Source organism: Acinetobacter sp. YH12045 (assembly GCF_013419925.1).
In the GTDB taxonomy this organism is placed as follows: Bacteria; Pseudomonadota; Gammaproteobacteria; order Pseudomonadales; family Moraxellaceae; genus Acinetobacter; species Acinetobacter amyesii.
Genome location: NZ_VOZE01000005.1, coordinates 98,117 through 121,822, shown reverse-complemented (window position 1 = coordinate 121,822; position 23,706 = coordinate 98,117). Strand labels below are relative to the sequence as shown.

The 23,706-nt window shown below is 42.5% G+C and carries 19 protein-coding genes and 1 tRNA gene; 14 read left to right on the top strand and 6 right to left on the bottom strand.

What is annotated here, in order from left to right; all coding sequences use genetic code 11:
- The 4 genes from ftsL to FTU02_RS08595 form a co-directional block, all read right to left on the bottom strand.
- Window positions 1-333 (bottom strand): cell division protein FtsL, encoded by a 333-nt coding sequence (gene ftsL, locus FTU02_RS08610; protein WP_078189390.1) that lies wholly within the window; start codon window positions 331-333, stop codon window positions 1-3.
- Window positions 334-343: 10 nt separating this feature from the next.
- The gene (gene rsmH, locus FTU02_RS08605) at window positions 344-1,255 is read right to left on the bottom strand and encodes a 16S rRNA (cytosine(1402)-N(4))-methyltransferase RsmH (RefSeq protein ID WP_180011304.1); all 912 of its coding nucleotides are present in this window, start codon (window positions 1,253-1,255) and stop codon (window positions 344-346) included.
- Between the two features lie 185 nt (window positions 1,256-1,440).
- The gene (locus FTU02_RS08600) at window positions 1,441-2,457 is read right to left on the bottom strand and encodes a sulfate ABC transporter substrate-binding protein (RefSeq protein WP_180156729.1); all 1,017 of its coding nucleotides are present in this window, start codon (window positions 2,455-2,457) and stop codon (window positions 1,441-1,443) included.
- Window positions 2,458-2,705: 248 nt separating this feature from the next.
- Window positions 2,706-3,713, bottom strand: coding sequence for a sulfate ABC transporter substrate-binding protein (locus tag FTU02_RS08595; RefSeq protein WP_180156727.1), 1,008 nt, complete (start codon window positions 3,711-3,713; stop codon window positions 2,706-2,708).
- A 381-nt stretch (window positions 3,714-4,094) separates the two neighbouring features.
- On the opposite strand from FTU02_RS08595, the gene FTU02_RS08590 reads away from it, so the two are divergent.
- The 4 genes from FTU02_RS08590 to FTU02_RS08575 all read left to right on the top strand — a co-directional run bounded on the left by FTU02_RS08590 (window position 4,095) and on the right by FTU02_RS08575 (window position 6,729).
- Complete coding sequence (locus FTU02_RS08590; protein WP_111884133.1) at window positions 4,095-4,388, top strand: hypothetical protein; 294 nt, start codon at window positions 4,095-4,097, stop codon at window positions 4,386-4,388.
- Window positions 4,389-4,557: 169 nt separating this feature from the next.
- Entirely contained in the window at window positions 4,558-6,066 is a 1,509-nt protein-coding gene (gltX, locus tag FTU02_RS08585; RefSeq protein WP_168378189.1) for a glutamate--tRNA ligase, read from the top strand.
- Between the two features lie 91 nt (window positions 6,067-6,157).
- Window positions 6,158-6,233: transfer RNA gene (locus FTU02_RS08580), tRNA-Glu, on the top strand.
- 154 nt (window positions 6,234-6,387) lie between these two features.
- Window positions 6,388-6,729 carry a hypothetical protein gene (locus FTU02_RS08575; RefSeq protein WP_078189395.1) on the top strand — a complete coding sequence of 114 codons (342 nt, stop codon included), beginning with the start codon at window positions 6,388-6,390 and terminating at the stop codon, window positions 6,727-6,729.
- 25 nt (window positions 6,730-6,754) lie between these two features.
- Here FTU02_RS08575 and FTU02_RS08570 read toward each other — a convergent pair whose 3' ends face one another.
- Window positions 6,755-7,726 (bottom strand): zinc transporter, encoded by a 972-nt coding sequence (locus FTU02_RS08570; protein ID WP_180042170.1) that lies wholly within the window; start codon window positions 7,724-7,726, stop codon window positions 6,755-6,757.
- A 353-nt stretch (window positions 7,727-8,079) separates the two neighbouring features.
- Here FTU02_RS08570 and FTU02_RS08565 point away from each other — a divergent pair, with 353 nt between their 5' ends.
- Window positions 8,080-8,490 carry an SEL1-like repeat protein gene (locus FTU02_RS08565; protein ID WP_180024277.1) on the top strand — a complete coding sequence of 137 codons (411 nt, stop codon included), beginning with the start codon at window positions 8,080-8,082 and terminating at the stop codon, window positions 8,488-8,490.
- 63 nt (window positions 8,491-8,553) lie between these two features.
- Here FTU02_RS08565 and ettA read toward each other — a convergent pair whose 3' ends face one another.
- Complete coding sequence (ettA, locus tag FTU02_RS08560) at window positions 8,554-10,215, bottom strand: energy-dependent translational throttle protein EttA (RefSeq protein ID WP_180042172.1); 1,662 nt, start codon at window positions 10,213-10,215, stop codon at window positions 8,554-8,556.
- Between the two features lie 319 nt (window positions 10,216-10,534).
- Here ettA and FTU02_RS08555 point away from each other — a divergent pair, with 319 nt between their 5' ends.
- The 9 genes from FTU02_RS08555 to FTU02_RS08515 all read left to right on the top strand — a co-directional run bounded on the left by FTU02_RS08555 (window position 10,535) and on the right by FTU02_RS08515 (window position 23,706).
- Window positions 10,535-11,812, top strand: a complete 1,278-nt coding sequence (locus FTU02_RS08555; protein ID WP_180133240.1) for an O-acetylhomoserine aminocarboxypropyltransferase/cysteine synthase family protein — start codon at window positions 10,535-10,537, stop codon at window positions 11,810-11,812.
- Between the two features lie 401 nt (window positions 11,813-12,213).
- On the top strand, window positions 12,214-13,101 hold the full coding sequence (locus FTU02_RS08550) for an SDR family NAD(P)-dependent oxidoreductase (protein WP_180024275.1): 888 nt from the start codon (window positions 12,214-12,216) through the stop codon (window positions 13,099-13,101).
- Window positions 13,102-13,204: 103 nt separating this feature from the next.
- The gene (locus FTU02_RS08545) at window positions 13,205-14,506 is read left to right on the top strand and encodes an NAD(P)/FAD-dependent oxidoreductase (protein WP_180156725.1); all 1,302 of its coding nucleotides are present in this window, start codon (window positions 13,205-13,207) and stop codon (window positions 14,504-14,506) included.
- Between the two features lie 96 nt (window positions 14,507-14,602).
- Window positions 14,603-15,385 carry a bifunctional phosphoribosyl-AMP cyclohydrolase/phosphoribosyl-ATP diphosphatase HisIE gene (gene hisIE / locus FTU02_RS08540; RefSeq protein ID WP_180026546.1) on the top strand — a complete coding sequence of 261 codons (783 nt, stop codon included), beginning with the start codon at window positions 14,603-14,605 and terminating at the stop codon, window positions 15,383-15,385.
- A gap of 9 nt (window positions 15,386-15,394) precedes the next feature.
- Window positions 15,395-16,897, top strand: coding sequence for a UvrD-helicase domain-containing protein (locus FTU02_RS08535; protein ID WP_111884125.1), 1,503 nt, complete (start codon window positions 15,395-15,397; stop codon window positions 16,895-16,897).
- 46 nt (window positions 16,898-16,943) lie between these two features.
- Entirely contained in the window at window positions 16,944-18,347 is a 1,404-nt protein-coding gene (locus FTU02_RS08530; protein ID WP_180156723.1) for an AAA family ATPase, read from the top strand.
- A 343-nt stretch (window positions 18,348-18,690) separates the two neighbouring features.
- Window positions 18,691-21,531: a monovalent cation/H+ antiporter subunit A gene (locus FTU02_RS08525; protein ID WP_180156864.1), complete on the top strand. Its 2,841-nt coding sequence runs from the start codon at window positions 18,691-18,693 to the stop codon at window positions 21,529-21,531.
- Between the two features lies 1 nt (window position 21,532).
- Complete coding sequence (locus FTU02_RS08520) at window positions 21,533-21,898, top strand: Na+/H+ antiporter subunit C (protein ID WP_078192550.1); 366 nt, start codon at window positions 21,533-21,535, stop codon at window positions 21,896-21,898.
- A complete protein-coding gene (locus FTU02_RS08515) occupies window positions 21,898-23,706 on the top strand; it encodes a monovalent cation/H+ antiporter subunit D (protein WP_180156721.1) in 1,809 nt (602 codons plus the stop codon). Before FTU02_RS08520 ends, FTU02_RS08515 begins: the two co-directional genes overlap by 1 nt.

Below are 23,706 nucleotides of genomic sequence, written 5' to 3'. Positions count from 1 at the left end.
CTATTTTTTCTGTTCAGGAGTTTGTGGCAATGAAATAACAACGGTTTGTGCAATAGGAGGCGAATACATCCGTAATTGGGTAACTGCACGTGTCCCAATTTGGGCTGTTGCACCAAAAGTTTGTTGTTCGATCAGCAAACGTCCCCATTCTGCATTGAGGTCATCCCTTTCACGCATATAGGTACTCAATTGACGATAATCTTGGCGATATTCAAAGACTTGAAACACCACCATAATCGCACTCACAAAAACCAAGAGCAATAAAATGCCGTATGTAATGATTTTCTTCGACTGCGATTGATCAGAGTTTTTTTCGATTGCTTCGGTTTTCATTCTTTGCCTTTTAAGCTAAACGCTCTGCCACACGAAGCCAAGCACTACGAGATCGTGGATTGGCTTTAACTTCTTCTTCACTTGCTTTAATTCGTGACACTTTTTTTAAGCGGCGGGTATCTTCGCGTTTTTGTGGCAAACCCCAGCCTGTGTCTTCTGCAAGTGTAGATTCTTTTTGAATAAATTGTTTAATTAAACGATCCTCTAAAGAGTGGAAACTGATCACTGCCAGAGTGCCTTCAGGTTTCAGCATCTCCACCGCTTGAGGTAAGAAAATATCAATATCGTCGAGTTCTTTGTTAATAGCAATACGAATTGCTTGGAAAGTTCGTGTCGCTGCATGTTTATTTTTTTCCCATTTAGGGTGGGCAACTTTCACGATTTCGGCCAATTGAGCTGTGGTTTCAATATACCCTGCCGCTTTAATCGCTTTGGCAATACGGCGGCTATAACGCTCTTCACCATATTTAAAAATAATATTGGCCAAATCTTCTTCTTCAATATCAACCAACCACTCTGCGGCTGTTGGACCTTGTGAATTGTCCATACGCATATCGAGTGGGCCATCTTTCATAAAGCTAAAGCCACGCTCTGCTTGGTCTAGCTGCGGAGATGACACCCCTAAATCCGCCATAATACCGTCTACCAAGTCGATACCACGACTACGCAGTTCCTCTTTTAAATCGGCAAAACTAGCGTGAATGATTTTAAAACGCGCATCTTCTTGTTCTAATTCTGCTGCAACTGCCAACGCTTGCGGGTCTTTATCAAAGGCATAAACACGTGCGTTTTCATCTAATTTAGACAGTAATAAACGCGTATGACCACCACGCCCAAATGTGCCATCTACGAAAATTCCTGTATTGCGATCTGCCAGTAAAGCATCAACAGTTTCATGAAGTAATACAGAAATATGCGACATAAGGGTTCGTTCAACACAGCTAAAAATGTAACTGCACATTATTACCTTGTTTTAGCAAAGCTCCAAACGTCTTTTTGTACAGAAATATTACTTTCTATAGAGAAAACCGTTTTTATTTTTTGCCATCCATTAAAAAACCTCCCGAAGGAGGTCTTTGAACATCTCAAATCCTAGATTTCGATGTATTAGCGCTTGTTATTGTAGATCTGATCGAAGATCGCACCATTCACAAAATGTGTTTGTTGTGCTTTTGCCCAGCCACCAAAGACTTCATCAATAGTAAAAGTTTTTAAAGGTGGGAACTGAGTTTTATATTTTGCTAAAACTGCTGCATTACGTGGACGATAGAAATGACGAGCTGCCATCTCTTGACCTAATGGAGAATAAAGATAATTGATATAGCCTTGAGCTAACCATTTATTACCATTTTTATCGACAGTTTTGTCTACGATTGCCACTGAAGGCTCAGTCAAAATCGACATCGATGGATATACGATATCAAATTTGTTTTTACCCAAAGTTTTTTGCGTAACTAAAGCTTCGTTTTCCCAAGTCAATAACACATCACCGATGCCTCGTTCAGCAAAAGTAGTCATCGATGCACGTGCCGCAGAGTCCATCACTTTTACGTTATGGTACATCTTACCCACGAAATCTTTGGCTTTCGCTTCATTACCACCCGGCTGTTTCAAAGCATAACCCCAAGCTGACAAGTAAACCCAACGTGGGAGACCGCCAGTTTTCGGGTTCGGGGTAATAATTTGTACGCCCGGCTTGGTTAAATCAGACCAATCTTTAATATGTTTCGGGTTGCCCTTACGCACCATGAAGACAATCGTTGACGTATATGGCGCTGAGTTATGTGGAAACTCTTTTTGCCATCCCGGCTGAATCTGTCCAGACTTCACAATTTCTTCGATGTCATTGGCCAAGGCCAAAGTCACGACATCACCTTTTAAACCGTCAACCACAGAACGGGCTTGTTTACCTGAGCCACCGTGTGATTGTTTAAATGCGACCGTTTTACCCGTACGCTCTTTCCAATATGCACCAAATGACTTATTAAATTCGTCATAAAATTCACGCGTTGCATCATAAGAAACGTTTAAAAATTCACGATCAGCGGCCTGAGCAGACGCTGAGAAAGCAACACCAGTGACAAGCAACGCAGCACTGAGCCACGCCTTAAATTGAGTTTTCATAACAGCCAGCATAAAGTTATATTCAATACTGCTAAATATATGAAATAAAGTCATAAATCGCAATTGCAGCAAGTTTAGACCCTTTACTAGATACAGCTAACGCAGCGAATTTAATTGTTTGTTTTTCATATTAAAATACACAAAAACAATCTACTTATTCCCTATATATAGATTTTTATGCATTACATATGCAAAAAACGGATAACCCCAATTATCCGTTTTTACACCAATCAACTTTATTTGCAGACTTACTCTTTATTCTTTTCACTATAGATTTGATCGAAAATCGCACCATTCACAAAATGTGTCTTTTGCGCTTTTGCCCAACCTCCAAACACTTTATCAATGGTAAAGGTTTGAACTTTCGGGAATTGAGCAGCGTATTTTGCTGTGGCTTTTGCATCGCGAGGGCGGAAGAAATATTTACCTGCCAGCTCTTGGCCCTTAGGTGAATATAGATAGTTTAAATAACCCTTCGCCAAATTTCGATTACCATTTTTGTCGACGGTTTTATCTACTACAGCCATTGAAGGTTCAGCTAAAATCGAAATAGACGGATAAACAATGTCATATTTATCTTTGCCTAGGCCCTGAGTCGCTAATAGTGCCTCATTTTCCCAAGATAGTAAGACATCTCCAATGCCACGCTCAGCAAAGGTCGTGAGCGAACCACGTGCACCAGAATCCAATACTTTGACATTGCTATAGAGTTTTTTCACCAATTCTTTGGCTTTGGCCTCATTTCCACCCGGTTGTTTTAAAGCATATCCCCAAGCTGATAAATAGATCCAACGCGGTGCCCCACCTGTTTTTGGATTTGGCGTAATAATTTCAACACCCGGTTTGGTCAGGTCATTCCAATCTTTAATTTTTTTCGGGTTGCCCTTACGCACCAAAAATACGATAGTTGAGGTATACGGTGCAGAATTATGTGGAAATTGTTTTTGCCAATTTTTATTGATTTGTCCAGTCGCCACAATTTTATCAATATCATTGGCCAATGCCAAAGTGACAACGTCTGCTTGTAAACCCGTTGCTACTGCACGAGCTTGTTTGCCAGAACCACCATGTGATTGTTTAAAGTTAATCTCTTGTCCTGTACGTTTTTTCCAATATTGTCCAAATTCTTGGTTATATTCCTGATAAAACTCACGTGTTGGGTCATATGAGACATTTAAGAAATCTTTTGCGGCATACACCTGTACCGCCACTCCACCCAACAAAGCGAAAATGCCCGATGCTATTATTTTTTTCATCTGCTCAAACTCAAATTGATCTTGAGAGCACTATATAAATCAAAAATAACTTTAACAATCAGCTATCTATAATATAAATTCAAATCTATTTCTGTTTTAAAGATATCTAAAAATAACGTATTTAAAGCTTTAATTCTGCTAATACAGCAACAATCAGAAGCAATCTCCATGCTATCTTCATAGTTGTTTGCTAAAACATCCGAAAATCTGGAGAAAACAGTCTATTTAGGTAATCCCAGTACAGACTTTTTTAGTTTTTTTGTAAAAATTGTGACGTAGTTCTACTTTTTAATTACGAAAGATGGTTAAATCGTAGTCTAAATATTAAAACTATTTTGCAAATAAAAAGTTCCATCACCAAAACTAGGGGGAGATTTGGACATGAAATTTTCATACGCACTATGCCTAGGCTTAAGTTTAAGCGTTACTGCACAGACTGCTTTGTGTGCTGCAACCAGCACCGCATCGAATAACAAACTTACGATGCCTGCTGAACGTACCTCATTGATCGAAAAAGCGATTAATCAGCAAAAATCTGAAGGTAAAGGCCGTACAGACGATAATTTAAAAGTACTTACGTCTATTAAAGCAGCACCGACTCAAAGTTTCTTTGCATCACAAAACCAAAGTTTTTCTCGTTTTGTTCAAGCCATTTTTTCTGGTAGCAACTCATAACGACATCAGCATACTGATGCTGTCCAAGCTATTGTTTTAGACGAGTTCCCCTACTGTCGTCTAAAAAATACTAAAAAACGCCTGATCATTCAATGTTGAATTAAGCATTAAGTGATCAGGCTTTTTCGTTATAATAGATCCCAATTTACATTCTGATTAAAAGCTGATTATGACTGTTCGTACTCGTATCGCACCTTCTCCTACTGGTTTCCCGCATGTTGGGACTGCTTATATTGCATTGTTTAACTTATGTTTTGCGAAGCAACATGGCGGTGAATTTATTCTTCGTATTGAAGATACAGACCAACTGCGCTCTACCCCAGAATCTGAGAAAATGATTTTAGATTCATTGCGTTGGTTAGGTTTGAACTGGTCAGAAGGTCCAGATGTAGGTGGCCCTCATGCGCCATACCGTCAATCTGAACGTATGGACATTTATAAACAATATGCTTTGGAACTGGTTGAAAAAGGCCATGCATTCTACTGCTTCGCAACAGCAGAAGAACTCGATCAAATGCGTGCGGAACAACAAGCACGTGGTGAATCACCGCGTTATGACGGTCGTGGCTTAAAACACACTGCAGAAGAAGTGGCACAGCGTTTGGCTGCTGGTGAACCGCATGTCATTCGTATGAAAGTGCCTGAAGAAGGGATTTGTAAATTTAACGACTTACTTCGTGGTGAAGTCGAAATTCCTTGGGCGCAAGTCGACATGCAAATTCTACTGAAAACCGATGGTTTACCGACGTATCACTTGGCAAACGTGGTTGATGACCATTTAATGGAAATCACTCACGTGATTCGTGGTGAAGAATGGATTCCATCTGCGCCTAAACACCAATTATTGTACAAATATTTTGGTTGGGACATGCCTGTACTTTGCCACATGCCGCTGTTACGTAACCCAGATAAATCAAAACTGTCTAAACGTAAAAACCCAACGTCAATTAACTACTACAAAGACATCGGCGTTTTACCTGAAGCATTATTGAACTATTTAGGCCGTATGGGCTGGTCAATGCCGGATGAAAGTGAAAAATTCACTTTGGCTGAAATGATTGAACACTTTGACATTCAACGTGTATCACTAGGCGGTCCAATCTTTGATGTTGAAAAGCTAAACTGGTTAAATGGTCAATGGATTAAAGGTTTAACACCGGGTCAATTGCTCGATACCCTACTGGCTTGGAAATCAGATCGTAATACCTTGGAAGAAATTGCGGCTGCGATTCAACCGCGTATTAATTTATTGTCTGAAGCAGTGAATTGGGCAGGTTTTTATTTTAACCAATTCCCAACACTCAGCAAAGAACAGTTTGAAAGCAAAAAATTGACCGAAGAACAAGTTCGTCAAAGCCTTCAATTTGCCATTTGGCGTCTAGAAAGCATGTTCACTTGGAACAATGACACCGTCAGCCAAACTTTGATGGATTTGGCGAACCAAATGGACATTAAACTTCGTGATTTCATGCCAACCTTCTTTATTGCTATTGCTGGTTCGACATCTTCGACACCGGTTATGCAATCGATGGTAACCATTGGTCCTGATTTAACCTTTGCTCGCTTACGTCATGCACTTGAAATTGTGGGCGGCCCGAGTAAAAAAGAAACAAAAGCATGGGAAAAACTCAATGAAAGCTTAAAACTGCCGAAAAATGATGCAGTTGATGAAGCTTAATTGATTTTTTAGTTGACGGATGGGCGTTATCCCCCTAATATAGCGCCCATACCGAGAGATGGTGTCAACCAACTCTAAGTTGCCTCAAATTGTCCCTATCGTCTAGAGGCCTAGGACATCGCCCTTTCACGGCGGTAACCGGGGTTCGAATCCCCGTAGGGACGCCATATTCAAGGTGATGCAAATCATCTTATAAAAAACCCAAGCATTATGACTTGGGTTTTTTATTGCCTAAATTTTATCTGATTTAAATTTACGGTATTTTTGCTTTCTGCGTCATTCTGATTAAAATAAACCATAGATTAAAATTATGGAGTTGCAATGCAATACCGTTGCCCTAAATGTCAAAGCCCTAAAATTATGCCTCTTGCGCAAGCAGGCCAGCCTGTTGCTCGTCCTGTCGTGCCTAAAAGCCTGATTATCCTCATCCCTGCGGTATTTATTCTTTTACTGTTGGTGATTATCAGCATCGCAATGTGGATTTTTGGTGACGGTGCAGGCACTACATTACAAACTGCGACTGTTGTTGTATTTATTGCTTGCTTGATTGCTGGCTTCATGTTCTATCGCGACCTGCCAGATTTCAAAATTTCAATGCAAGGTTTTATGCAATCACAGAAAAAATGGAAATGCCGCGAATGTAATCATGAGTGGGAAATCTAAGCCGGCCATTTAAATTACATCAGCGTTAGTGCTGATGTGATTCATCATGAGAATGCGCGTGATCATCTTGATGATGCCCATGTGCATGATCAGACTTTTGGGTATGTTGGTGTACCACACATTCATCTTCTTCGATTTGTAATGTCATCTCCGTGATTCCATGTTCATGTTGCAACATTTCAATCGCCTCAAAATACAAGGCATTACGATCGGCTTCAGGTGCAAAGAGATGAACTGTCAAATGCACATTCTTTGATGTTATTGCCCAGACCTTTAACTGGTGAATACTCTCTACCCCATTGAGTGCCAATAAATCATTGCGTAACTTTTCTATGTCAATTTCTTCTGGTACACCTTCCAATAAAATATTGATGCTTTGTTTTAATAAAATCCAAGTTCTTGGTAAAACCCAAAAGCCAATGAGCACCGCAATTAGTGTATCGACCCACATCCAGCCCGTAAAATAAATAATCGCTGCACCAATAATTACACCAACCGAACCTAGAGCATCACTCAACACTTCTAGATACGCCCCCTTCACATTCAAGCTTTCTTGTGAACTGGAAAATAAAATACGCATCGAGATTAAGTTAATGATCAAACCAATAACGGCGACCATCATCATGCCCATACTTTGAATTTCCGGCGGCGTTGAAAAGCGCTGATAGGCCTCATACAAAATATAAATCGCCACCACAAATAGCATCAAGGCATTAAACAAGGCTGCCAAAATTTCAAAACGCTGATAGCCAAAGGTGCGTTTGTTGTCAGCAGGAAGCTTGCCAATTTTGATCGCGACCAATGCTATGGCAAGGGCTGCGGCATCGGTGAACATATGTGCCGCATCTGACAATAGCGCCAAACTTTGCGTCATAAATCCTGCAATGACTTCAATAATCAAAAACGTCGTGGTCAGTGCTAAGGCAAAACTTAATTTTTTGACATTCCCTTCCGTCACAACGGCATGGCTGTGGTCATGCCCATGATGCTCACTCATTATTTTCTGACCTTTATAAATTATATATTCTTCAGCCTTGAGCTTAACAGGTGCAGTAAACGTAATAAAATTACATTATTCAACCTTCAGTACTACGTTTTACCTTCAAGCTTAAAAACTGCTTTTTCTGCATCCTCTTTCAATTTATTCAAATTAATTTTTCGCGATCTAGATGACTGAAATTACTTATAAATATTTTTCAACACCTATTCACATATCATGACAAGCATGCTAATTTTCATCTTAAGTGTGATCTGTTTAAAACAATTAAATCATTCATCGCAGCGCACGAATGACTGCAATTAATATTTTTATTAATCAAGTAGTTATATTTAGCAACAAGGAGTTTAACAATGATGATACAAGCTCTGAAAAAAATCTATGCACTGTTGTCACAACAGATGAATCCAAAGTTGCAAGGAATGCACCTTTCGATTCCAGAAGCCGAGGGTGATTACGCCCAAGGGACTTATTTTGAAATTCTTGCGGCTCAACACCATCAAGACTTTCTCAGTCACCATACTATGGATTCAGCAGACCAATCCCCTACTGACTATCGCAATGCCATGTGGAATTTCTTAAGTGCCGCATTAAAAGGTCATAAAGATGCCCAATATCGCTTAGGTCTCGGTTATTTACGTGGAGAACTCGGCTTAGACCGCAATTATGAACTTGCAGAGCTTTGGCTCAGTAAAGCGGCTGCACAAGGCCATGAACAAGCAGACTACGTCTTACATCATGCCTATGAAGACATTGTTGTATAGTCATTGCTTCTCACGCAATAAAAAACCAGCCCGCAGGCTGGTTTTTTATTTTAAAACTGGAACTTAGTTACCAATTTTGCGGTATTTTTGACGCTTTGCAACAAGGTCATCACCATCACGTTTACGACGGTATTCTTCAAATTCATGGTAGTTACCCGTGAAGAATTCAGGGGTTTCACCTTCAAATGATAAGATGTGCGTTGCAATACGGTCGAGGAACCAACGGTCATGCGAGATCACCATGACTGTACCCGGGAATACTAAAATGGCATCTTCAAGCGCACGTAAAGTTTCGATATCCAAGTCGTTTGACGGTTCATCGAGTAAGATGACGTTTGCACCCATTTGCAGGATTTTCGCAAGTTGTAAACGGTTACGTTCACCACCTGACAATTGACCTACACGTTTTTGCTGATCTTGACCTTTGAAGTTAAAGCGACCGATATACGCACGAGATGCGATTTCGTATTCACCAATTTTCAAGATATCTAAACCGCCAGAAACTTCTTCCCAAACAGTTTTGTTGTCATCTAAGGTGTCACGAATCTGACCAACATAAGCCACTTTAACAGACTCACCCAGTGTAACTGTACCTGTATCTGGTTGTTGTTCGCCTGTCATCATACGGAATAGTGTGGTTTTACCCGCACCGTTTTCGCCCACGATACCTACAATTGCAGCAGGTGGTACAACGAACGATAAATCTTTATAAAGTGTACGGTCACCAAAGGATTTACTAATACCTTCAACTTCTACAACTTTATTACCTAGACGTGGACCAGGTGGAATATAGATTTCAGACGTTTCGTTACGCTGTTGGAATTCGCGTGAGTTAAGCTCTTCAAAACGCTCCATACGCGCTTTGTTTTTCTTTTGCTGACCTTTAGCATTTGAACGAACCCATTCAAGTTCTTTTTTCAATGCTTTAGCAAAAGATTCTTCTTGCTTCTGTTCTTGCTCTAAACGGGCATTTTTCTGCTCTAACCAAGAAGAGTAGTTGCCTTGGTATGGAATACCCATGCCGCGGTCAAGCTCTAGAATCCACTCTGCCACGTTATCCAAGAAGTAACGGTCATGGGTAATCGCAACGATCGTACCTGGGAAGTCTTTCAAGAAACGTTCCAACCATGATACTGATGAAGCATCCAAATGGTTCGTTGGTTCATCTAGAAGCAACATGTCTGGTTTAGACAATAACAAACGGCAAAGTGCAACACGACGGCGCTCACCACCAGAAAGTTTAGATACGTCTGCATCCCAAGCTGGAAGGTTAAGCGCAGCTGCAGCTTGATCCATTTGGTTCACAATATTATGTGCATCCCATGAATGGATAATGGCTTCTAACTTCTCTTGTTCTTTTGCAAGTGCATCAAAGTCAGCATCTTCTGCTGCATATTCTGCAAACACTTCATCAAGACGCGCCAAAGCATCTAACGGCTCACGTAAACCGTCTTCAACGTTACCACGAACGTCTTTGCTTTCATCCAATGGCGGCTCTTGTTCAAGGTAACCAATTTTGATACCCGGTTGAGCACGTGCTTCACCTGAGAAATCTTTATCTACGCCCGCCATAATACGAAGCAAGGTAGATTTACCTGCACCGTTTAGACCAAGCACACCAATTTTTGCGCCTGGGAAAAATGATAAAGAGATGTCTTTCAGGATTTCGCGCTTAGGCGGAACCATCTTCGACACACGGTTCATCGTGTAAATATATTGGGCCACTTAGGACTCCTCAATAGTCAAAACATATACGGAACAACACAAAGTTGCCCCTGCTCAATTGAGCGAAAAAATAATCGGCTATTATACGCATAAAGTCGTGAAAAAATAAGGTTTCGCACACGCCTTCAATGCATTGTTACAAGTTTAATGGCGAACAAAATTTAAACATGCGTTTTTAAGCATGATTTCGCTCATCTTTAGCTGAAAATTTTTCAACAATATGAATAATTATGATATTCATTTTATAAATAAAGCACTTTTATTCATATATATAAATGATAGACTATTTAAAAAATTAGCTCACTTAGATGATGTAATCATGACATATAAAGACGAAACTTTAGCAATTCACGCGGGGTATACCCCGGAAGCAACCACCAAAGCTGTTGCAGTTCCGATCTATCAAACAACATCATATTCGTTTGATAACACGCAGCATGGTGCTGATTTATTTGACTTAAAAGTTCAGGGTAATATTTATACCCGCATTATGAATCCAACCACGGCGGTACTTGAACAGCGTGTTGCAGCGCTCGAAGGCGGTATAGGCGCACTGGCGTTGGCATCAGGTATGGCTGCCATTACATATGCGATTCAAACCATTGCTGAAGCGGGCGACAATATCGCTTCTGTTTCGACCCTGTACGGCGGCACATATAACCTGTTTGCCCACACCCTGCCGAAACAAGGCATTGAAGTTCGCTTCTTTGATTATCAAAACCCTGAAGCGCTGCGTAGCCTCATCGATGACAAAACTAAGTTGGTCTTTGTCGAATCTATTGGTAACCCATTGGGCAATATTATTGACCTCGAAGCAATTTCGAAAATTGCGCATGAATTTGGCATACCTGTAGTCGTAGACAATACTGTTGCCACACCTGTTCTGCAAAAATCATTTGAATTTGGTGCCGACATCGTGGTGCACTCACTCACAAAATATATTGGCGGTCATGGTAATTCGATCGGTGGCATCATCGTCGATAGCGGCAAATTTCCTTGGGGCAAATACCCTGAACGCTTTAAATCACTCAACACCCCTGATCCAAGCTACCACGGGGTCAATTATGTCGAAGCCTTAGGTGACGCAGCCTACATTGCCCGTGCGCGCGTGGTCCCGCTGCGTAATACAGGCGCTGCGATCAGCCCGCACAATGTGTTTTTGATCTTACAAGGTTTGGAAACCTTAAGCCTGCGCATGGAACGTCATACTGAAAATGCGCAAAAAGTGGCGGAATATTTACAAGCGCATCCAAAAGTAAAATGGGTCAACTACGCTGGCCTAAAAGACCATCCTCAGCATGCTTTGGCGCAAAAATATGTCAAAGGCAAACCATCTGCGATTCTTTCATTTGGAGTTCAAGATGGCCTTGCAGGCGGCACGCGTTTCATCGATGCGTTGCAGTTATTTACTCGCCTTGTGAATATTGGTGATGCCAAAAGTTTAGCTTGCCATCCTGCGACCACGACACATCGCCAGCTCAATGAAGATGAACTCAAAGCAGCCGGTGTCAGCGTTGATATGGTTCGTTTATCGATTGGGATCGAGCATGCAGATGACTTGATTGCCGACTTAGAGCAAGCCTTAGCTGCTGTTTAAACCACAAGTGCACAATCCACAGGTCTTATTTTTAAGGCCTGTTTTTATTTCCATTTCAATTAAATAACCACCCCCACATTATCCGCCTTTCAATTTTGCGCATCTATGGCCCTGCTTCTATATTTATTTACAATTTTATTTATCTTGAAAATCGACTTTTTTAGGTTGCAACGATGTGGATAAAAGCACTTCTCTTTCACATATTTATGTGTTAAAAAATGAGTAAATAGGGATTTTAATTTAGAGTAAAAACTCTAAATATTATTTTATTATCAATTACTTATCATATGGCTTTTTTTTAATAAAACGCTATCATACCGCTGACTTAAAACAGCCCTGCACATAGCATTGTCGGGCCGATAAATGAATACAATAAAACTGATTTAACAGGGAACCTCATCGTGAATTCAAGACTTGAGAAACGTTTCGTTGACCGTGTCAACGGCAAGACCATTTTAATCACCGGTGCATCAAGTGGTATCGGTTTAACCACAGCGCATCGCCTTGCCAACGCAGGCGCACATGTTCTATTGGTTGCACGTACCAAAGAAACTCTTGATGCCGTAAAAGCTGAAATTGAAGCCACTGGCGGTAAAGCTGATGTTTTCCCATGTGACCTCAATGATATGGAATCCATTGATGCTGTGGCACAACAAATTCTCGCTTCCGTCGATCATATTGACATTTTAATTAATAACGCTGGCCGTTCTATTCGCCGTGCCGTGCATGAATCAACTGATCGTTTCCATGATTTTGAACGTACTATGCAGTTGAACTATTTTGGCGCGGTACGTTTGGTGATGAATTTACTGCCGAAAATGATGATTCGCCGTGAAGGTCATATCATCAACATCAGTTCGATTGGTGTATTGGCCAATGCAACGCGCTTCTCTGCATATGTTGCGTCTAAAGCCGCATTAGATGCTTTCAGTCGTTGCCTAAGTGCTGAAGTTCACTCGCATAATATTGCCATCACGTCGGTCTACATGCCATTGGTGCGCACACCAATGATCGCCCCAACCAAAATTTATAAATACGTACCAACCCTTTCTCCAGAACAAGCAACCGACCTGATTGCCTATGCCATCGTGAAACGTCCGAAGAAAGTCGCAACCAATTTGGGCCGTTTGGCTTCGATCACCTACTCCATTGCTCCTGACATTAACAATAAACTCATGTCGATTGGTTATAACCTGTTCCCAAGCTCTTCAGCGTCTATTGGTAAGCAAGAAAAACTCAATTGGGTACAAAAAGCATATGCTCGCCTATTCCCTGGTGAACATTGGTAAGACCTGACTCACCCTTTAAAAAGCCCTTTTGAGGGCTTTTTTTATTGGGTTTTATGCGGCAACTTTGCTACATTGGGCTGAGATAAAATCAACTTTTATAACAATGAAAACTCAAAACATTGCCATCGTCGGTGCAGGTACTGCGGGATTGACTGCTGCAGCAATGCTTGCTAATCAAGGCCATCAAATCTGCTTATATGAAAAAGTCTCACAACTTGAACCTGTGGGCGCAGGATTATTATTACAACCCGCCGGGCTGGCGGTTTTCGAACATTTAGGCATTTTGGAACATGCCTTAAGCCTAGGTGCTGTGGTAACAGGTCTGGAAGGTCAACTGGCTGGCGGCGACTTGCTGATAAACAGTCATTATCGTCAAGCCGATGAACGTTCATATGGACTCGGCATTCACCGTGCCACGCTCTGTCATGTCCTCGCATCCAAAGTCCGTGAATATCCTCAACACGTTGAGTGGTGTATGGCGCATGAAGTGCATGAACTTCAAGAATCCAGTGAGGGTATAAACGTAATTGGGCAGTCCGCAGATCAATCCTTTCAACGTCAGTTTGATCTCGTGCTGATCGCCAATGGTGCACCCAGCCATTTACGTCCTAAAGCGTGGGAAAAGCTCAACCAAGCCTATCCTTGGGGGGCGAAGTGGATCATCGTGCCTGAATGCGAAGTACTCAATCTGCAGATCTTGCATCAGTTCTATGACCGTTCCAATATCATGATGGGTGTGATGCCAACGGGAGCAATTCCAACGCAGCCTGAACAGCGCCTTTCGAGCATTTTCTGGAGTCTACCTACAGAAGATTTAGAGGGATTCTTAAAAACCAAGAACGCACAGCAGCAATGGTTGCTTGAAGTTTCGAAACGCTGGCCTAGTGTTGCAGAATGGTTAGCGCATGTGATTCCACATCCAGATGATCCGCAACAATGGCTATCTGCCAATTATCGTGATGTGGTGCTGTGCAAACTTGGTGAAGGTCGTATCGGCATATTAGGCGATGCTGCTCATGCCATGAGTCCACAGCTTGGACAAGGCGCCAATATGGCTTTGCTCGATGCATGGGCCATCAGTCAAGCTCTGCTTCAATATCAACAGGACTCCTCACTGCAAAACCTCTGGCAGGAGTATCATCAGCTACGGTTGTCCTCCGTGCGATTTTACCAATTTTTTAGTCGCTTGCTGACTCCTTTTTATCAATCACATCATCGCTGGACAGCACCGCTCCGTGATTTTTCATTTAGTGCTATGTATCAGCTGCCGTTTTTCCGCAAAGAAATGGCGATTACGATTTCCGGCTTAAAAACGGGTGCATTTGGGCACATGAATTATGCTGACATTGCCCGAAAGCCTGCAGATGATTCTGCGGCTGAACTGCGCAATTTAAAATTTGATTAAGAATTAACTCCCCATCATTCTCTTGATGGCTTACACTATAGTGCTGCTCAAATGCTGCGGCATTTATTTTTTGATTTTTGAATTGGTGAAATCCTCATGAACAACCTGCAATGGCTCGATGAAGTAAAATTTAACGAACAAGGCTTAGTGCCTGCTATTGCACAGCATCATCAAAGCGGGCGCGTATTGATGGTGGCATGGATGAACCGTGAAGCGTTGGCGCAAACTGCAGAAAAAAATCAAGCGGTGTACTTTTCACGTTCACGCAATAAGTTATGGCATAAAGGTGAAGAATCTGGCCATTTCCAAACCGTACATGAAATCCGTTTGGACTGTGATGCTGACGTGATTGTGCTACAAATTGAACAGCATGGCGGCATTGCCTGCCATACCGGCCGTGAGTCATGCTTCTACCGCAAGCTTACTGCCAATGGCTGGGAAATTGTCGATGCGCAATTGAAAGATCCTGCTGCAATTTATGGTGTAAAATCAGCAAATCCGCATACCCTTGCGATGAATGCATCCAATGCGCAATCTGAGCAAGTCGAAGTACTCGACTACTTAGGTAAAATGATGGCTGAACGCAAACAAGCTGATCCTGAGTCCTCTTATGTGGCAAAGCTTTACCATAAAGGCCTGAATAAAATTTTAGAAAAAATCGGTGAAGAAAGTGTTGAAACCATCATTGCCGCTAAAGATTTCAAAATCGAAGCCAATGAAGACAACAAAAACGATTTGATTTACGAAGTAGCAGACCTTTGGTTCCATACCATTGTGATGTTGGGTTATTTCGATATTGATCCTCAATTGGTACTTAACGAACTCGCTCGTCGTCAAGGCCTTTCCGGTTTGGTTGAAAAAGCCAACCGTCAGCACTAAGACGCAACCGTGCCAGATCTTAAAAAACCGACCGCGACCTATGAGCAGGCCACCGCCATAGATAACGCACGTCTTGGTAAATCATTTAAAGTGATTGCCTATGCTGGCACAGGTAAAACAACCACACTGCAAATGATCAGTGATGCCATGCCTCAGCGGCGTGGCATGTACTTGGCCTTTAACAAAGCCATTGCCACCGAAGCACAGAATCGTTTTCATCAAAATGTCGACTGTCGAACCTTCCACTCATTGGCTTATCGTAGTGTTCCACGTGGAGTGACTGACAAACTACGTCTACCACGTTTAAGTCCGAGTTTTATTGCCAAAGAATATCGACTAGAACCGATCACCTTACGTCGTATGATGGGCGGTCGTTATGAAAAATATGTACTCATGCCTTCGCGTTTGGCGAGTCTAGTAGCAAATGCTGTTAGTTATTTCTGTTCGACCAGTTCACAGTACCCTGCCCCACGACATCTCCAAGCACCGAGTTGGCTGCATCCTGACGATATCGAAAGCTTACAAAAGCATTTATATCCTGCCATTGAACGTCGTTGGTTAGAGTCGATTGATCCGAACCATGCAGCAGGGATTGGACACGATATTTATTTAAAACTTTGGGCTTTGTCTGAACCGAATATTCCTGCGGATTATGTGCTGTTCGATGAAGCTCAAGATGCTGACCCGCTAATGCTAGGGATTTTACTGAAACAGCGGAATACCCAAGTCATCTATGTTGGCGATGCGCATCAACAAATTTATGCATGGCGTGGCGCAGTCAATGCCATGCAGCAACTCCCTTTACCCGAATCCCGTTTAACCACGTCTTTCCGTTTTGGTGAAGAAATTGCCTTGAATGCCAATGCTCTACTGGGCGCATTGAACGAAACCGTGCCTTTATTGGGTAATCCGCAGCTCAACTCTAAAGTGGTCAATAAACCACATACCAAGATGCGCGATGCCATTTTATGTCGTACCAATGCACGTGCGATGGAACTGTTATTGGCGGGTTTGGTTAAGGGCGAAAAAGTTAGCCTGCAAGCAGATCACGCGCGACTCAATCGTTTTGTCGATGCTGCAGCCATGCTCAAGCAAGGCAAGCGCGTAGTCGATGTCCCAGAGCTTGCGTGGTTTAACTCATGGCATGATGTGCATGAATATTGTGAAACCAATGACGGCAGCGATATTAAACCGCTAGTGAAGTTGGTCGATGACCACGGTACTGACCCACTGAAAAAGGCGCTGGCGAAAATCACCCCGATTGATCAAGCCGACTACATCATCTCGACCGCCCATAAAGCCAAAGGTTTAGAATGGGATCGGGTACATATTGAAGATGACTACCAATTTAAGCTCAACGATAAAGATTATAAAATTAGTGACGAAGAGTTACGGTTACTTTACGTGGCTTGCACACGTGCTAAAGTAAGTTTAAATATCCATCATATTTATGACTTGATGCAGCACTTAAAACGTCAAATGCCCAAATCTTTGGCACAAGCGGTCAGCTAGTATGATGAAAAAGGTGAATAAACAATAAATCAGTAAAAGGTGCACCATGAAATTACAATCGATCCAACTCAAGCACACCCTTCATTTTACTGATATCACCCTCAATTTTAATTACCACGATCTGCCGATCACCTTAATTTTGGGTGATCAAAGTTCTGGAAAAACCTCCCTACTACGCTTTAGTTATCAGGCCCTCACTTGGTTCGCTGCACGTTATAAAGATTTACGCACCGCAGGCGTGGTGATGCTCGATCAAGACATCATGTTAAATCGCCTGCAATCGAAACTTGATATTCAAGTCAGTTTTCCCGAAGACATTGGCTCATTTCAGCTTTCAAGTGATCAACAAGACCAAGACCCACAATGTTGTTCATGGCAATTGTACAAAACCTTAAACAGTCAAGGCGTCGGCCTCAGTAAGGCCGAAACACAGCAATTAGAATCGATGGTTGCACTGTATCAAAAAGCCCTCAAAGCTGATCCGTTACAAGGATTGCCGCTCATTGCTTATTACCCTGCTGAACGCTTCGTCAACGATGTGAATATTCTTAATAAAAACAATCCTGCTATTTTTCAGACTTCACATGCCTATGAAATCTCGGCCATTCCCTTTACCACGTTTATTCGTTTTTTTGAGTGGTTCCGAGAAATATCCGACATCGAAAATGCGCAAAGTGCCGAATTAATTCAAAATTTATTACATCCTAAAACCCAAGCAGATACATCCAACGCATCAGACACGCCACTTTTTGGGCAAAAACTAGCACAAGCTCAGGCCGATCTACACGCGCCGTCACTCAGATCATTAAAACAAGCTTTAGAGACCGTGTTGCCCGATGTGACCAATATTTATCTGCAATATCACCCCAAATTACAGTTAATGGTCTGCTATCAAGGCAAAGACATGTTATTTCAACAGCTGTCAAATAGTGTGCGCAACCTTGTGGCCTTAATTGGTGATATTGTGCGTCGCCTCTGTCTACTCAATCCTCATAGCTTATATCCATGCCAAGAAGGTGACGGTATTTTATTGATCGACGCCATAGACCACCAACTCGATCAAAACATGACTCAAGTGATTTTGACCCGTTTAAATCAAGCGTTTCCACGACTCCAAATCATTGCCAGCGGCAACCGTCCTGAACTGATGGAACAGGCTTCTCGCTTTCAGTGCTTACAATTACAGAATAAAAAGCTCAGTGAGATTCAGCCTGAAAAACTACAAGAAACCTATGATCAAATTTATCAGCAGTTGCAACTCGGATCTAAACCATCGCTTCCACCTAAAACTGAAGAGATTGAATTAAATGAGCCGCTGAATAATCCGGATATCACCCAGCACATGTTGCAGTTAATCCAGACACAACTGACCGAGCAACAGCAACAAGAATTGGTAAGGGCTTTATCACAGCGGGGTGATCAGGACATTACGATCCAACCGCTGAGTTAAAAATACTGAGGTTGATTGACTGAGTGTAATCCATAGCCTCGATGTTTAAATATTCAGCAATAAGGCCGCAATAGATGTCTAGACAGTTTCGTCAGGCGTATAATGTGTAAGTGGGTCATAAAAAAGATTGATGTTGTTTTACGCATGTAATATGATCGGTTTTATTTGCAATTTTCATAGTAACATCGGAAATTGCTATCGCTTCACGAGTTGCGCAACACAGCTTGTTTTTAATTTTTTTTGACACACATGGCTTTCAAGATTGAATTTTTGGACTGCTCTTTGCTGTCCTGTAATCCTTGAAAGATGAAATACACCTAGGTTTCACCGCCTAATCATGACAATGGATACGAGTGTGCTACCGATTATTATATTGTTACCGTTAATACTAGGCACAACACTTGTCTCGTGGTTGAAGCAATTCTCTCGCGGGGTAACAGCTTTAGGGGCGATTGGCGTCAGCCTCAGCAGTTTAGTTTTATTATTGAGTCAGGCTCAAGATGTATTTAATGGCAAAACCATCATTCAAACATGGCCATGGCTCACTCAAGTTGGCATTGATTTCAGTTTCCGTCTTGATGCACTGGGCTTATTGTTTTCCCTGCTCATTACCGGGATCGGCACCTTAATTTATATCTATGCCTACTATTATTTAAGTCCAAAGAATTCGCTCAGTAAACTGTATTTTTTATTGATGCTGTTCATGGCTGCCATGCTCGGCATTTCATTGTCTAATAATTTAATTTTATTGCTTATTTTCTGGGAACTTACCAGCATTTCATCTTTCCTTTTGGTTGGTTATTGGAGCAATTACGACGCAGCTCAGCGTGGCTCTCGAATGGCTTTGACCATTACAGGTATGGGTGGTTTATGTATGCTGGGTGGTTTTGTTCTGTTGGCGCAAATCACGGGCACCTATCAGATTGATCAAATCCTAACGATGAGTAGCCAAATTCAGCAGCATCCGCTTTTTGTGCCCACACTCTTATTAATTTTAATGGGAGCATTTACTAAAAGTGCGCAGTTCCCTTTCCATTTTTGGTTGCCAAATGCTATGGCGGCACCGACCCCCGTCTCGGCCTATTTACACTCTGCCACGATGGTAAAAGCCGGAATTTTCCTGCTTGCACGCTTATTACCGATTTTTGCAGGCGCTGCGTTGTATCACAACTTGGTCACCTTTATTGGCTTATTTACCTTATGTATGGCAGCATTCTTTGCCATTTTCAAAGAAGATTTAAAAGGGCTTTTGGCCTATTCCACCATCAGCCATTTAGGTCTGATCGTTTGCTTACTGGGGATCGGTTCTCCCCTTGCAGTTGCGGCTGCCATTTTCCATATCATTAATCATGCGACCTTCAAAGCAGCCCTATTTATGATCGCGGGGATTATTGACCACGAATCAGGCACACGTGATTTACGAAAACTCTCTGGTTTATGGCAATTACTTCCGTTTACCGCAACGCTAACCATGATCACTGCGGCCTCTATGGCAGGTGTCCCATTAACCAATGGTTTCCTCTCTAAAGAGATGTTCTTTACTGAGCTTTTAGCCAATCTGACTGGGCCTGTGATGATCGTATCAGCCATCATTGCCACCTTTGCCGGTATCTTTGCTGTCGCGTATTCAGTACGTTTAGTTCACGGGGTGTTTTTTGATGGTCCACTGGGGAAAGAAATTCCCAATAAAGAAGCACATGAACCACCGTTTGGTATGCGCGCACCAGCAACATTACTGGCTGCTTTATGTATTTTAGTTGGATTATTCCCTGCCCTATTGGTTGAGCATATAGTCAACAGCACAGCACGTGCGAGTATTCAAAACCCTGCGTTTGAAGGTACACATTTAGCGATTTGGCATGGTTTAAATGCACCGCTTTTGATGAGTGTAATAGCACTATTGGGTGGTTTAATTTTCTACTTCGCATTGGCAAAGGGCGGCAAATTACGCCGGATCGACTTAGATCCATTTTTGGGTCGTTTGCAAGGTAAAGTGCTGTTCGACTTATTTTTAAAATATCTTTTACTCAGCTCAAGAAAATTCCGTCGCTTTACTGAAAATGGCAAATTACAAAGCTATGTATTGTGGATTTTAATCTTTAGTGTAGCCATCGTCATCGTTCCATTTTGGCTGCAAGGCATCGGCACAGGCAGTCGTGAACTGGTACATGCACCGGTCATCGCGATCGTTCTGTGGCTATTATTATTCTCTGCATGTTGGATGATGCTTTGGTTCCACCATGAACGGATTAAAGCCGTCCTCATCAGTGGTGCAGTCGGTCTGGTTGTGACCATGGTGTTTATCTGTTTCTCCGCTCCCGATTTGGCGTTAACACAGATTACTGTTGACGTGGTGACCACCGTGCTCTTACTCATGAGCTTATCGTTATTACCACAGCTCACCCCTTATGAGTCGAGCGTGTCACGTCGTTGGCGAGATGCATTGATTGCGATTATTGCAGGTCTAGGGATTGCATGGATTTCATGGTTGATCATGACCCGTGATCACAATTCCATTTCATGGTTCTTCATGCAGCAGTCTATCCCACTTGGTGGTGGTACCAATGTGGTCAACGTGATCTTGGTGGACTTCCGTGGTTTCGATACCTTTGGTGAAATTACCGTACTGGGAATTGCTGCAATTGGTACGCTATGCATGATGGATGGTATGCGTGCTCATGGCACCACCATTACGCAAGGTCTGACCTATCGTTTTAATCCGTCGCCACTGATGTTCCGTATTACCTCATCTTGGATTTTGCCTTTGGCCTTGGTGGTCAGTCTGTATATTTTCCTACGGGGTCATAACTTACCGGGCGGTGGCTTTATTGCAGGTTTAATTACCTCTTTAGCCTTAGTGATTCAATATATCGCGCTCGGTCAAGACCGTGCCGAACAATTGATTGGTGCAAAATCAGGTCGCTTATATGAAGTGTGGATTGGTATTGGTTTAACCATTGCGGGTTTGACAGGGATCGCTGCTTGGCTATGGGGCCGCCCATTCCTGACCAGTGCTCATATCTATGTCTCACCACCCATTTTAGGTGAAATGCACCTTGCCTCCGCTGCCCTCTTCGACACAGGTGTCTACATCACCGTGGTGGGCGCGACGATGTTAATGATTTCCGTCTTAGGCGACTCGCGTCACTCGAGTATGTCTGGTCCAGTTCCAAGAGGCGAATAAGATGATTAGTTTAGAATTTTTACTCGCTTCAGCCATTGGCTTACTGACCGCAACAGGGGTATACCTGATTTTGCGGGCACGTACCTTTCCTGTCGTGCTGGGTTTAGCCATGATTGGCTATGCCGTCAACTTATTTTTATTTGTCATGGGGCGTATTCATATCAACGCACCGGCTGTGTTAACGGAAACAACCAAAGCGACCGATCCTTTACCACAAGCCTTGGTCCTAACCGCCATTGTGATTGGCTTTGCGACCACTGCCTTTATCGTACAATTGGCTCTGCGTAGCCGCTATGAAACCGGAACAGATCATGTGGACTCCAAAGAAGAAATACCGCAAATTGACCCGCGGGAGGATGAGCCATAATGCATGACTTCATCCAATTTTGGACTACCCACAGCCCGATTTTCAGTATTTTAATTCCTGCAATTACTGCATTTATTTTAGTCCTGTTGGGCAACCCCGGCTCTGGCTCGTTGGCACATGACTGGCGACAACCTTGGCGGCGTGGAATCAGCTATGTTTCTGGCATCCTTGGGCTGATCACATCTATCAGTTATTTGATGATCGCCAGCTCTGGCCAAGTCTTGGTTTATAACCTGAGTGAATGGGCTGCACCGTTTGGTATTGTCTTAGTCCTAGATCGACTCTCAGCTTTCATGTTGGTGCTGACCTATGGACTTGCTGTGCCAGTGATGTGGTTTGCCAGCAAAGAATGGGACGAGCGTGGTCGTTATTTCCATGCCATGTGCCATTTCTTACTGATGGGTTTGTGTGGTGCGTTCCTGACAGGCGATTTATTTAACCTGTTTGTGTTCTTTGAAATCCTGTTGATGGCATCGTACGTTTTGCTCTTACACGGCCAAGGCAAAGCACGTTTTCAATTGGGTATTCATTACGTCACCATTAACCTATTTGCCTCTGCCCTCTTCCTGATTGGACTCGGGATGATTTATGGCAGTGTAGGTAGCTTAAATATGGCAGATGTTGCACGACTTATGCATTTGCTTGAAGCGGATCAACATCGTATTGCTGTAGCTGGTGCATTGTTACTGTTTACCGTCTTTGGCATCAAGGCAGCAATGCTGCCTGTAGGGTTCTGGTTACCGAAGACCTATGCTGTGGCAACCACTCCTGTCGCAGCCTTGTTCACCATTATGACCAAGGTCGGCATTTATGCCATTCTCCGTGTTAATGGCACTGTGTTTGACGATGGGATTAGCCGTGAAATCTTACAGCAGTGGCTATTACCGATTGGCTTAGTAACCTCGCTCTATGGTGCCTATGGTGCTATCGGAACGGATCGTTTACGTCGTTTTGTCGGTTTTATGATTTTGTCTTCTATCGGCACAATATTGGTTGCGATTTCACTCTTTAATACGGATGCATGGGCTGCAGGACTTTATTACCTGATTCACAGTACCATTATTGGTGCAGCTTTTTATATTCTATCGGGTTGGATTACCTCACAACGCGGCGAATTTAAAGATCATTTTAAAATTGCGCCCCGCATGAAACAGCATAATACAGTTGCTGTCTGCTATTTCATCATTGCGTTGATGATGGCTGGTCTACCACCATTTAGCGGCTTTTTGGGTAAAGTATTTATCTTACAAGCAACAGCCAATTCACCTTACCAAATCATGATTATTATAATTGTTTTGTTGGTGAGTTTACTCAGTATCATGGCATTTACCCGCGTTGGTTTTGTACTTTTCTGGCGTTCATCTCGTCCAGAAGATGATATTGATACTGAAGAATATCAACGTTATCAGGCTTTGCCGAATAAGGCTCCGCTACGCAATGACAAGACCATTTATCTACTATTAACAGCGCTTGTGGGATATATGGTCTTTGCTACACCAATCTATGACTATACCTACAAAACTGCGCAGCAAATTCAAGACAACCCATTATATGAATCGTTGCTATTGAAAAAGGATAAAGAAGGTCAAATTATCAGTGTTCAACCTTATAACCCTGAAAATTTACCTGAAACCAAATATGGTGGCGAATCAGCGGATCCAAATGCACACCTCATCCCTGCATTGATTGCGCCTGAAACCCTAAATGGCGAACATATTTCTGAATATAAGCGACGCCAAATTCAGGGACAGCAACAAGAAGAAAAATTGCCTGAAGAGACCCAGCTGAAACCAATGGAGGTGCCTTAA